This window comes from Staphylococcus ureilyticus (genome assembly GCF_025558845.1).
Lineage (GTDB): Bacteria > Bacillota > Bacilli > Staphylococcales > Staphylococcaceae > Staphylococcus > Staphylococcus ureilyticus.
Genome location: NZ_CP094825.1, coordinates 691,013 through 703,911 on the forward strand (window position 1 = coordinate 691,013; position 12,899 = coordinate 703,911).

Consider the following 12,899-nt stretch of genomic DNA (forward strand, 5'->3'; position numbering starts at 1 on the left):
ACAGTGTCGACACAGCAGAGAATATTCGAACTGGATGCATTACGTGGATTCAGTTTGTTAGGTATTGTATTGATGAATATATTGACATTTAGTATGCCATATGAGGAATCATTTTTACCGGATTTAGTGAAAGGGATAGATCAAAGTATATTAAGAGTTATTACACTGCTTGTAATCAGTTCTTTTTATCCTATTTTCACCTTTTTATTTGGTTATAGTTTAGCCATTATGTACAAACATAGTCAGAGAAGAGCGATGAAATATTATCCCTTTATTTATAGAAGATTAACTTTTTTATTAATATTAGGTGCATTACACGGTTTTTTACTATTTTCAGGAGATATTTTGTTCAGTTATGCATTTACAGGGATGATTGCAGTATTATGTATTAAAAAAAGTAGCAAGAAACTCTTTAAAATAGGTGTTATTTTATATGCAATAAAAGTATTTATCTTAATTTTACCTACTTTTTTAGTAACATACTTAGATGATCCATATAGTACTATTAATATAAGCGGATTTAATGTTTCTGAAATCGTCAATCTAAAGCAAAGTGGCGAATATTTTAACTATTTAAAAGTAAATGTTATAGAAAATACCTATAATATTATAGATACAATAACTTTTTCTGCATATTTTGAATTTTTACCGTATGTGTTTTTAGGAATGTCAGCACAAAAATACAACTTGGTTGAAAAGGTACAATTCGCACAAAATCGTCATCGTCACGTTTTATATGCATGCCTTATGTTAATTGTTGGATACGCTTTTAAAATGCCATATGTAGTGGACATTGGAAACCAAGCTTTTGCAATCATTAGTGCTATGATTGGTGGGCCACTTGTAGCGTTTGGCTACATATTATTATTTATCTATTGTTGCCGATTTAAGCAGTTTTCCAAAACCGTAAATATCTTTAAATACCCAGGTAAGTTGAGTCTAACAGTATACTTAATGCAAAGTTTTATTTTTACATTTATTTATGTAGGTTTAGGTTTATATAATAAGTTACCACTGTATGAATCTTATTTAATCGTGTTGGTTGTTTATAGCTTACAACTAATTTTCTGCTATGTGTATCTGAAATTTTATAGGTACGGCCCTATTGAATGGTTGTGGCGTAAAGTGACTTATTTAAAATAACGATACAATATCATGTCTATGTTTATTGAATTTTTTGAAAATAATGGGTATTTATTTGTGATTTGTTACTAAATATAGTTATAATATGTAATAAGATATAGATGAGGAGCTGATATTGAATGAAATTTCTATCATTCAGACATAATGAACAGACATCTTATGGTGTGAAAGTTAAAAGAGAAGAAGCTGCTTGGGACTTGAAAAAAGTCTTTGCAGATTTTGCGGAAGGGGACTTTCATCCTAAGACATTATTGAATGGTCTTCAACAAAACCAAATATTAGATTTCCAAGAACAGGTTCGTAAAGCAGTCGTTGCGGCAGAAGATAGTGGTAGAGGTGAAGAATATAAAGTCGCATTTGCAGATATTGAATTTTTACCACCGGTCACGCCAACAAATAATGTGATTGCTTTTGGACGTAATTATCAAGACCATGCTAGTGAATTAAATCATGAAGTACAGCGTTTATACGTCTTCACAAAAGCAGCTTCATCGTTAACTGGTGATAATAGTGTAATACCAAATCATAAAGATATTACAGATCAGTTAGATTATGAAGGTGAGCTGGGTATTGTGATAGGTAAATCTGGTGAGAAAATTCCTAAAGCTTTAGCACTTGACTATGTATATGGCTATACAATCATTAATGATATTACTGACCGCAAAGCCCAAAATGAACAGGATCAAGCATTCTTATCTAAAAGTTTAACTGGTGGTTGCCCAGTTGGTCCATATATAGTAACTAAAGATGAATTACCGACACCTGAAGATGTAAATATTGTAACTAAAGTAAACAATGAAATTCGTCAAGATGGTAATACAGGAGAAATGATTCTTAAAATCGATGCATTGATTGAAGAGATTTCAAAATATGTAGCATTACATCCTGGTGATATTATTGCTACTGGTACACCAGCTGGTGTAGGGGCAGGTATGACACCGCCTAAATTTTTACAACCAGGTGATGAAGTAAAAGTAACGATTGATAATATTGGTACTTTAACAAATGTCATAGCAGAAAAATAATAAACGAATTAGGCTAATTATAATAAGTTAGCCTAATTTTTTTGATACAAATTAATGATGTTGCTATAAATTGAAAATGAAGATAAAATGTGAAGTGCAGAACTTTTTTTGAAAAATATTTACTTTTTCAGTATGATTAAAAAAGTACGCTTTTAATTTTATAATTAAAAGTAACAATGTATTGATATTTTTATAAAGTAAAAATAGTGTGGGGGTATTAAATATGTTACATATGCATATTGCAAGTTGGGTATTGCTAATTATCTTGTTTTTCGCTGCTTATTTTAATTTCTCAGAAAAGCAAGGTGCGACACCTTATTTTAAACCAATTCATATGTTATTAAGGTTATTCATGGTTTTAGTCTTAATTTCAGGATTCTGGATTTGGATTCAAGCATTTGGTGATGGAAATTCAGGTGGGCACATGTTATTAACATTGAAAATGATTTGTGGTGTGGCTGTCGTAGCATTAATGGAAGTTACAGTTACAAAACGAAAAAAAGGACAAGCAAGTCATGGTATGATGTGGAGCACGATTGCAGTTATTATAATCACTATCATTATTGGGGTTATTTTACCGCAAGGCCCAATCACACAAATGTTTGGTATGTAATATAAAAAGCGGAGATATTAAGCTGTCTCCGCTTTTTATTTTCACGTATTAAATTAGCTGAAATTATTTGTTGCGCGCTTTATAACCAATCATATTGATGATATCTTTTGGTCGACTATAAGGTGGGGCATAGGAAACTTCAAACTCAGTAAGTTCATCTATTGTCAACTTATGCAACATTGCCATAGATAAAACATCTATACGTTTATCTGCACCATTTTTTCCTACTGCAGCAGCTCGAATAATGCGTCTGCTTGATTTATCGAAATAAACACGTAAATGTAACTTAGTATTTCCTGGGTAATAGCCCGCGTGTTCTCCTTGGTTAGCTTCTACCATTACGTAATCAAAGTTATCTAATTCTTGTGGTGTTACGCCAACGCTGGCAAACGTATAATCAAAGAATTTTACAATATTTGCACCCAAGTAACCTTTAAAGTGTATAGATGCATTACCAGCTAGTTGTTCTGCTATAATACTCGCTGCTCTATGAGCACCCCATGCTAATGGTACGTGTGCATTTAAGTCCACATGACGATAATGTGAAGTAATAATATCACCTAAAGCATAAATGTTATCAATGTTAGTTTGGAACTGATCGTTTACTGGAATATAACCCTTACTGTCTAAACTTACATTTGATGATTGAATAAATTCGGAATTAGGTTTTACTCCAACCCCTTCAATAATCAAATCATAGTTTTCAACTTTACCAGATTTGAAATGAACTGTATTACCATCCACTGATTGAATTTCTTCATTTAAACGATAATTGATATCTCTCGCTTCCATTTCATCAAAAATGGGTTGATTCATATCGCTATCCATTAACTTGTTTACATGAGTTGAACGGTGTATCAATGTACTTTCGATACCTCTATGGTGTAAATTGTCTAATATTTCTAAACCTATATATCCTGCACCAACGACAAGGGCAGTTTTAACGTTTTGCTGTTCTATAAATTTTTCAATGGCATCAGTATCTTCCATATTTCTTAATGTAAAACTGATATCACTGTTTAAGTTTAAAGTATTCGCACTGCACCCTGGACTTAAAATTAAAGTGTCATAATCTTCTTCAAACGTTGTATTGTCACGTTTATTATAAACAGTAATTGTTTGCGCTTTGTCATTAATTGCAGTTACCTCGTGATAAGGTTTAACAACAATTTTTTTAGAATCATAGAAAGACTCGGGTGTAGCTTCTAATACTTTGTCTCTTGAATCTACGACATTTCCTAAATAATAAGGTAGTGCACAGTTAGCAAAACTCATATCTCTATCTTTTTCAAAAACAGTTATTTCACTCTCATGGTCTAGTCTTCTGATTTGGCTAGCAACGGTTGCACCTCCAGCAACAGCACCCACCACTACAATTTTATTCATAGTATATTGCCCCCTATAAATTTAGTGTTTAAATATGTGATTCTACTACTGTTTCATACGATATATTTAAATGAAAGAAATCGTTTAAATAGCGACCAATGCCATCTTCATTATTTGAATAAGTCACATGATTGGCTACATGTTTTAGTTCATCTAAACCATTTCCCATAGCAATACCATGTTTTGCATATTTTATCATTTCTAAGTCATTATCTTCATCGCCGAATGCAATAATATGGTTTCTGTCTACATCTAAATAAGTTTTCACATAATCTATGCCTCTAGCTTTACTAATTCCTTGTTTTACGATTTCGATTACTGGGAAAGGTGAGCCCCATCTTCGGTGTTCAATATTTTCTGCATAGAAACGGGTTAGCATTTGTTTGATTCTAGGAATCATAAATTCTTCAGCTTCAACTAAAATGGAAGTAGGCGATTCATTTAAGGAGTAAAGTAAGTCACCAGTTTCAATTTTAGGATTTCCCATTGAAAAACCATCGAATAATTTTTGGTCAAAATTATTTAAAAAAACATAATCTTTTACTTCAGCAATAATATTGGAGACACCAAAGTTGTTCAGTGACTGAATGATCTCATGTGATAAGTCTAAATCCAGTACTTCATGTTTATTTTGGAAATGATCATCTTTTGGATGGTGAACGAATGCACCATTAAAGTTAACTACAGGAGTATCCATATTTAGTTCATGGTAATAAATTTGACTGGCTCTGTATGGTCTGCCTGTTGCTATCATTAGTTTGTGTCCTTGCTTTTGCAATGTAGTTAAAACCTTTTTTGTATAAGGTGTAATTTTCTTGTCATCGTTTAATAGTGTTCCGTCTAAGTCTAAACAAATTAAATAAGAACTCATGTAAATCTCCTTTGAATTTAATAAATGATGTATGAACATCATAGCATTTTATTGGCGTTTTGTAAGATATTTGATATATTGTTAGTATGATTAAATACGAAGAGGTGAAAAGTATGGACGAAGGATTAAAAGATAGCATACTAAATGCTTTAGAGATGGTCATAGACCCTGAGTTAGGAATCGATATTGTAAACTTAGGTTTAGTATATAACGTAGATGTTGATGATGAAGGTTTATGTACAGTGGAAATGACGTTAACTTCTATGGGTTGTCCGCTTGGACCGCAAATTATGAACCAAGTAAAAATGGTCTTAGCAGAAATTCCAGAGATTTCAGATACAGAAGTAAATATTGTTTGGAGTCCACCATGGAGTAAAGAAATGATGTCACGCTATGCAAAAATAGCGCTAGGCATAGGTTAATATATAGATTAGAGAACTAGTTTAAGTAACAATGCGATGAGATACGTATTGCTAACTTAAGCTAGTTTTTTTATTTAAACAACATATACCCACTTTGTGTCAGGCTATTTTAAAATTATTTATTTCTATCGCTCAATTCATTAAAATAATTGCAGTTGTATTACATTAGTATTACAATGGCTAGGTAAATAAAATAGATGTTTATGTAATTTTAGGAAAGTTTGTGGGAAAATGAACAATAATCTTGAAAATTGTCGTGTGAAACGTAGCACGCGATACATGCCAGGTTTAGATGGTTTAAGGGCAATTGCAGTGATTGGTATTATTATTTACCATCTAAATAGGCAATGGTTAACCGGTGGATTTTTAGGTGTTGATACATTTTTTGTTATTTCGGGATATTTAATTGCTAGCTTACTGTTAAATGAATATGAAGAAACAGGGATAATTAATTTAAAAAACTTTTGGATACGACGATTTAAAAGATTGATACCTGCAGTATTAACTTTAGTATTTGTTGTCATTGTGGTAACACTGGTATTAAAACCAAACGAAATTATTAATATTAAAAAAGATGCAATAGCAGCAATTTTTTACTTTTCAAATTGGTGGTACATCGCTACAGATGTCAATTATTTTGAACAATTTGCTTTCATGCCATTAAAACATTTGTGGTCTTTAGCAATTGAAGAGCAATTTTACATAGTTTTTCCAATTCTTTTTATATTCCTTTTATTAGCTTTTAAAAAATATCGTAATGTTGTTTTGATATTTTGGATTATTTCGTTAATTTCTTTACTAGTGATGATAAGCATTTCACAACCACATATGTCTCATTCTCGAGTTTATTTTGGTACAGATACAAGACTTCAAACTATGTTATTAGGTGTCATATTAGCGTTTTTATGGCCTCCGTTCAAGTTGAAAAAACATCCGAAAAAGACATTAACGCATATCATAGATGGTATTGGTGTTTTTGGTATTTTCATTTTGCTTTTACTTTTTTATAAAGTTAATGATAATAGCGATTGGATTTATAATGGTGGTTTTTATTTAATATCTGTAATGACATTATTTGTCATAATGAGTGTTGTTCATCCATCAGGTTACTTTGCTAAAGTCATAGGAAATCCTATTTTTGTTATGATAGGTAAAAGGTCCTATAGCTTATATTTATGGCATTTTCCAGTGATTAGTTTTGTACATTCATATTATGTTGATGGACAATTACCGAGTTATGTGTACTTATTAGATATCATATTGACAATTATTTTAGCAGAATTATCGTATCGTTATATTGAAACGCCTTTTAGAAAAAAAGGTTTCAAAGCACTTTCTATAAAATTAAATAAAAAAATACCATTAGTGAGAACAGCTATTTTATTAATTTTTATGATTCCAAGTTTATTTGTTTTAGCTGGTAGCTTTGATAAATTAGGAAAAGATATGGTTTCAGATAAAAAAACTACGTTTAAGACTAATGAATTTGATAAACAAATAGTGAGGCCTATACCAATTGATGATGTAAACTTTTTTGGTAAATCAAATGCTAAAAAAACCTCCAAATCAGAAGTTTTTACAAATATTAAACCACTGCTCATTGGTGACTCAGTGATGGTTGATATTGGTGAGAATTTTAAAAAAAGGGTGCCCAATGCACAAATTGATGGTGAGGTTGGTCGTAATCTTTACGATGTCGCTCCACTTGTAGAAAAACATTATCATTCGTTTAATAAAAAATCAGATAAAATTGTACTAGAGCTTGGTACAAATGGAGATTTTAGTAAAGAACAATTAGATACGTTAATCAATAAATTCGGGAATGCTCAAATTTATTTAGTGAATACGAGAGTTCCGAGAAGTTATGAAGGCCATGTGAATAAATTGATGACAGATGCTGCAAACACACACAAGAATGTAACGCTTGTTGATTGGTACAAACGCTCTGAAAATCATACAGAATACTTTGCACCAGACGGTATTCATTTCGAACCAAAAGGTGTAGAGGCATTGACGGATGAAATTTTAAAGCATATAGCTAGCAATGCAAAATAAATTAAAAACTTAGAGAAATATGAAATCAATGAAGCTTAACTAACGCGTAAACGCCAATTTTTGTTAAAATTGGCGTTTACTTTGCTTTTGAACATCTATAAAGAAAACTGTCATTTGAAGATGTACTTTAAATGACATATATTTACCATTAATGAATTAGCATAGTTGATATTAATACTTTCTATCTTGTTTCTTGATTGGGTAATCGTTTGCGCTCATATCTCTTCTAGTCATGAGTCCATGGCTATTAAATTCCCAATGTTCATTACCATGGGTACGCATCCATTGAGTTGTTGAAGCATCATACCATTCATACTCAAATCTAACTGAAATACGGTTATCGGTGTAACACCATAATTCTTTCATCAATTTGTAATGAAGTTCTTTATTCCATTTTCTATATAAAAAAGATTTGATTGCTTCTCGGCCTTCAAAAAACTCATTACGATTTCTCCATTGTGAATCAAGTGTATAAGCGAGACATACTTTTTCAGGATCTCTAGTATTCCATGCATCTTCCGCCAATTTAACTTTTTCTAAAGCTGTCTGTTTATTAAACGGCGGCGTTGGCTTTTTGATTACATCTTTCATATAGATAACCTCCAATCTTGTATATTTACAATAATGCTAACATAGCTTTAAAGTATGAACTGCACCCTGTCAAGTAGACAGTGAAAAAAACAAAATGTTTATGGCTACCTTATATTTACGATATAAGGGTAGCCATTTTTAATGTTATTCTTTCTTGATTAAAAAATTCTATATATGAATTAATTGCTTTTATTGCTGTAGCCTTGTCTTTAAAAATCACTTTTTTTCTTCCTCTAAACAATTCACTTTTAATAGTTCCCCATACACCTTCCATAGGTCCATTATCTATGCAACATCCTGGTCGTGACATACTTTGTTTTATACCAAGTTGCTCTAACGTAACTTTAAATAATCTGCTTGTATATTGATATCCTCTGTCGCTATGCAAGAGTATACCTTCGGTATTCGGCACAAGTTTGACTGCTTTTTTGAGCGTATCTAATACAAATTTATTGTTATTTGAGGTACTTAATTTATGACTGATAATCTGTTTGCTGCCTAAGTCATAAATAGCACTTAAGTAAAGTTTTTTACCATTGCTGAGTTTGAATTCTGTAACGTCAGTTAACCATTTTTTATTTGGGATTTGTTCTTCAAATTTTCTATTTAATATATTATGTGCTGTAATTTCAGGTGTTGTTTTAATATATCGTTTTCTTTTAGGGCGGATAGTAGATTTTAGATTAAGTTGATTCATCAATCTATAGACACGTTTATGATTTACTTTTTGATGTAGTTTAAGTCTTAAATATATGTATATACGACGATATCCATATATGCCTTTGTATTTATTGTAGATATCAACGATATCTTTGATCAATTTTTGGTTTTCAATTTCTTTATTTGATGGTTTGCGATGTAACCATTTATAGTAACTTGAACGTGATATCTTTAATACTGAACATAACCAAGCTATCGGATAAAGGTTTTTAAATGCTTTTACCGTTTGGTATGATGCTTTTTGTCTGATGCCTGTTTCATCAACTTCCTTTCTATTTCTTCTTCCTTTTTTAAAACGTCATTTTCCATTTGAAGAAATTTATTTTTCTCTTTAAGTATCTTAATTTCAGCTTTTAATGCCTCTTCAGGTGTTAATACAGACTGGGGTTTCCCTTTTCCACGTCCATCTTTAAGCCCATCATACCCATGCAAGTTGTACTTTTTTACCCAGTTATATACTTGGCTATAATTGATGTTAAAATGATTTGCTGTTGTCTTATACGATTGACCATGATTCATATAATAATCAACGATTTCCACACGATCTTCAAATGTTAATGATTTATATTTCAATTGATACACCTCGGGTTTTGGAGAATATGTTTTTAATATTTTACCCGATAAATACTTTGAAATCCATTTGTTTACAGTTGAAGTAGTGGGGATATTATATTTAACTACTAAATCAGTTAAAGATAGGCCATCATTTATATATTCGTGCACAACTTTAAGCTTAAATTCATTTGAGTAGGTATTATTTCTCTGAATTGGTAAAAGCACCTTTATTCCATGCTTCTTAAATTTATAATAGTTAATCAATAATGTTCTAGGAGAACAATTTAAATTTAATTTTTGAATTACATTTTTCATACTATATCCTTCTTCATATAAGCTGAAAGCTTTTTGATAAGTTTCAGGTGATAATTTTCTATGAGTCATAAAAAAACTCCCTTCAAAGTTTACATTTTTAAGTGTCTACTTTGAAGGGAGCATATCAGTAATGAGGAATGTCCTATTGTTGAAAATATAAATATTACTATAGAATTTAATAGCTTTATATTATTTATCTAGATGTTTTAACATATAAGTATCTGGTAAAAGTTATGATATAGTAAGCGTTCAAAACTAATAAAAATAATTGAAAAACCAACCCTTTATTGTTGATTATTACCGAGAAGCGTAATATAATATAGATAAGGTCAAAGAAAGTCAAAGTCAAACTTACTTTATTGATCAATCATTAAATGGTGAGGTGAATCAATTTGGATATCAATCAAATGACCTATGCAGTCCAAAGTACATTACAAAATGCTATTGAACTGGCTAAAATAAATGAAAATCAAAATATTGAAATTGAAGCTGTATTATCAGCGGCATTAACAGAAAGTGAAAGTTTATTTAAAAGTATTTTTGATAGAGCGCATATAGACACTGATAAATTAGATCAATCATATAAAGAAAAGCTTAAAAAATATCCATCCGTTCAAGGAGATAATGTCCAATATGGCCAATATATAAGCCAAAATGCTAACAATTTATTAAATAAAGCTGAATCTTATATGAAAAAATATGAAGATGAATATATATCTATGGAACACATCGTATTAGCTGCTATTGATATAGATGATACGACTAAACAATTTGTAGCAAATAAAAAAGAAGTTATTGAAGAAATTATTAAAAAAGTTAGAGGAGGCAATCACGTGACATCACAAAATCCAGAAGCAAATTATGAAGCTTTAGAAAAATACGGTCGTGACTTAGTTGAAGAAGTACGTCAAGGAAATATGGACCCTGTCATTGGTCGTGACGAAGAAATTCGTAATTCAATCCGTATATTAAGTAGAAAAACTAAAAATAATCCTGTTTTGATTGGTGAACCAGGTGTAGGTAAAACAGCAATCGTCGAAGGGTTAGCGCAACGTATCGTTCGTAAAGATGTGCCAGAATCATTGTTAGATAAAACAATTTTTGAACTTGATTTAAGTGCACTTGTGGCTGGAGCTAAATATCGAGGAGAATTCGAAGAAAGATTGAAAGCAGTACTTAAAGAAGTCAAAGACTCTGACGGCAGAATTATTTTGTTTATTGATGAAATTCATATGCTTGTAGGTGCTGGTAAAACTGAAGGGGCTATGGATGCAGGTAATATGCTCAAACCGATGTTAGCTCGTGGTGAACTACATTGTATTGGTGCGACTACATTAAATGAATATAGAGAATATATTGAAAAAGACTCAGCTTTAGAGCGTCGTTTCCAAAAAGTAAATGTATCTGAGCCTAATGTAGAAGATACAATTTCTATCTTACGTGGTTTGAAAGAACGTTACGAAGTATATCACGGTGTTCGTATACAAGATAAAGCATTAGTAGCAGCAGCTGAATTATCAGATCGGTATATTACAGATCGATTCTTACCGGATAAGGCAATAGATTTAGTAGACCAAGCATGTGCGACGATACGTACTGAAATGGGCTCAAATCCAACAGAATTAGATCAAGTGAATCGTCGTGTTATGCAGCTGGAAATTGAAGAGTCGGCATTGAAAAATGAATCTGATAATGCTAGTAAACAGCGTTTACAAGAGCTACAAGAAGAACTAGCGAACGAAAAAGAAAAACAAAGTTCTATTCAATCACGTGTTGAAGAAGAAAAAGAAAAAATAGCTAAGTTGCAAGAGAAACGTTCAGAATTAGATGAAAATCGAAAAGCTTTAGAAGATGCTGAAAACAACTACAATTTAGAAAAAGCAGCGGAATTACAGCACGGTAAAATTCCACAATTAGAAAAAGAATTACGTGAACTAGAAGATGCTTTCCAAAATGAACAAAATGAAGACAATGACCGCATCATTCGTGAAATTGTTACCGATGAAGAAATTGGTGATATTGTTAGTTCTTGGACAGGCATTCCAGTATCAAAATTAGTTGAAACTGAAAGAGAAAAACTCTTGAACTTATCTGATATACTTCATGAACGTGTTGTGGGACAAGATAAGGCTGTAGATTTGGTTGCAGACGCAGTTGTCAGAGCACGTGCTGGAATTAAAGATCCTAACAGACCCATTGGCAGCTTCTTATTCCTAGGCCCAACTGGTGTGGGTAAAACAGAATTAGCGAAATCTTTAGCATCAACTTTATTTGATTCAGAAAAACATATGATTCGTATTGATATGAGTGAATATATGGAAAAACATTCTGTCTCACGTTTAATAGGTGCGCCTCCAGGTTACGTTGGACATGAAGAAGGCGGTCAACTGACTGAATCAGTACGACGTAATCCTTATTCAGTCATTCTGTTAGACGAAATAGAAAAAGCACATTCAGATGTGTTCAATGTGCTGCTTCAAATATTAGAAGAAGGTCGTTTAACTGATTCACAAGGTCGAGAAGTAGACTTTAAAAATACAATAATTATCATGACGAGTAATATAGGTTCACAAATTTTATTAGAAAATGTAAAAGATACAGGTGTAATAACTGAATCAACAGAAAAAGCAGTTATGAATAGTTTAAATCAATACTTCAAACCTGAAATCATTAATCGTATGGATGATATCGTATTATTTAAACCATTATCTGTAAATGATATGAGTTTAATTGTTGATAAAATTTTAACACAATTAAACATTAGACTGATGGAACAACGTATTTCAATTGAAGTTTCTGACAAAGCTAAGACTTGGTTAGGTGAAGAAGCATATGAACCACAATTTGGTGCAAGACCACTTAAAAGATTTGTTCAAAGACAAATTGAAACACCACTTGCACGCAAAATGATTAGAGAAAATCTACCAGAAGGTACGTTAATAAAAATAGATTTATCTGATGATGGTTTAACATTTGAAGAAATTAAACCAGAAATGATATAAGAAGAAATAAATAGAAAATAGTGTTTGCGCATCATCGCTATTGAAATATGCTCATAAATGATTTGGAGAAATTCATTTATGGGCTACTATTATATTAGTGTTGGATTAATTAAAAAATTTAGTACATTTAAAATCTTAGAAATTTTCTATAGCAAAAAAAGGCAATCTCTAAATTGATAACTTAGAGATTGCCTTTTTAAA

Annotated in this window: 10 protein-coding genes; 6 read left to right on the forward strand and 4 right to left on the reverse strand. The window is 31.4% G+C overall.

Annotated features, from left to right (window positions below; all coding sequences use genetic code 11):
- Window positions 1-3: 3 nt before the first annotated feature.
- The 3 genes from MUA21_RS03430 (at window position 4) to MUA21_RS03440 (ending at window position 2,781) form a co-directional block, all read left to right on the forward strand.
- The gene (locus tag MUA21_RS03430) at window positions 4-1,143 is read left to right on the forward strand and encodes a DUF418 domain-containing protein (RefSeq protein ID WP_262561876.1); all 1,140 of its coding nucleotides are present in this window, start codon (window positions 4-6) and stop codon (window positions 1,141-1,143) included.
- Window positions 1,144-1,262: 119 nt separating this feature from the next.
- Window positions 1,263-2,168, forward strand: a complete 906-nt coding sequence (locus MUA21_RS03435) for a fumarylacetoacetate hydrolase family protein (RefSeq protein WP_262561877.1) — start codon at window positions 1,263-1,265, stop codon at window positions 2,166-2,168.
- A 223-nt stretch (window positions 2,169-2,391) separates the two neighbouring features.
- Entirely contained in the window at window positions 2,392-2,781 is a 390-nt protein-coding gene (locus MUA21_RS03440; protein WP_046208041.1) for a YisL family protein, read from the forward strand.
- Window positions 2,782-2,844: 63 nt separating this feature from the next.
- Here the strand turns inward: MUA21_RS03440 and MUA21_RS03445 are convergent, their stop codons facing one another.
- The gene (locus MUA21_RS03445; RefSeq protein WP_145395343.1) at window positions 2,845-4,167 is read right to left on the reverse strand and encodes a CoA-disulfide reductase; all 1,323 of its coding nucleotides are present in this window, start codon (window positions 4,165-4,167) and stop codon (window positions 2,845-2,847) included.
- A 28-nt stretch (window positions 4,168-4,195) separates the two neighbouring features.
- Window positions 4,196-5,038 (reverse strand): Cof-type HAD-IIB family hydrolase, encoded by an 843-nt coding sequence (locus MUA21_RS03450; protein ID WP_046208043.1) that lies wholly within the window; start codon window positions 5,036-5,038, stop codon window positions 4,196-4,198.
- A gap of 113 nt (window positions 5,039-5,151) precedes the next feature.
- On the opposite strand from MUA21_RS03450, the gene MUA21_RS03455 reads away from it, so the two are divergent.
- Window positions 5,152-5,460, forward strand: coding sequence for a metal-sulfur cluster assembly factor (locus MUA21_RS03455; RefSeq protein WP_019469047.1), 309 nt, complete (start codon window positions 5,152-5,154; stop codon window positions 5,458-5,460).
- A gap of 231 nt (window positions 5,461-5,691) precedes the next feature.
- Window positions 5,692-7,515 (forward strand): acyltransferase family protein, encoded by a 1,824-nt coding sequence (locus MUA21_RS03460; RefSeq protein WP_262561878.1) that lies wholly within the window; start codon window positions 5,692-5,694, stop codon window positions 7,513-7,515.
- 171 nt (window positions 7,516-7,686) lie between these two features.
- Here MUA21_RS03460 and MUA21_RS03465 read toward each other — a convergent pair whose 3' ends face one another.
- The gene (locus tag MUA21_RS03465) at window positions 7,687-8,106 is read right to left on the reverse strand and encodes a nuclear transport factor 2 family protein (RefSeq protein WP_064209435.1); all 420 of its coding nucleotides are present in this window, start codon (window positions 8,104-8,106) and stop codon (window positions 7,687-7,689) included.
- A 115-nt stretch (window positions 8,107-8,221) separates the two neighbouring features.
- Window positions 8,222-9,765 (reverse strand): IS3 family transposase gene (locus MUA21_RS13310; protein WP_437129139.1). Its coding sequence is split into 2 segments (ribosomal slippage): window positions 8,222-9,088 and window positions 9,091-9,765, totalling 1,542 coding nucleotides; the frame shifts between segments, so codons are not numbered across the junction.
- Between the two features lie 323 nt (window positions 9,766-10,088).
- On the opposite strand from MUA21_RS13310, the gene clpB reads away from it, so the two are divergent.
- On the forward strand, window positions 10,089-12,698 hold the full coding sequence (gene clpB, locus MUA21_RS03480) for an ATP-dependent chaperone ClpB (protein ID WP_064209434.1): 2,610 nt from the start codon (window positions 10,089-10,091) through the stop codon (window positions 12,696-12,698).
- Window positions 12,699-12,899 lie beyond the last annotated feature (201 nt).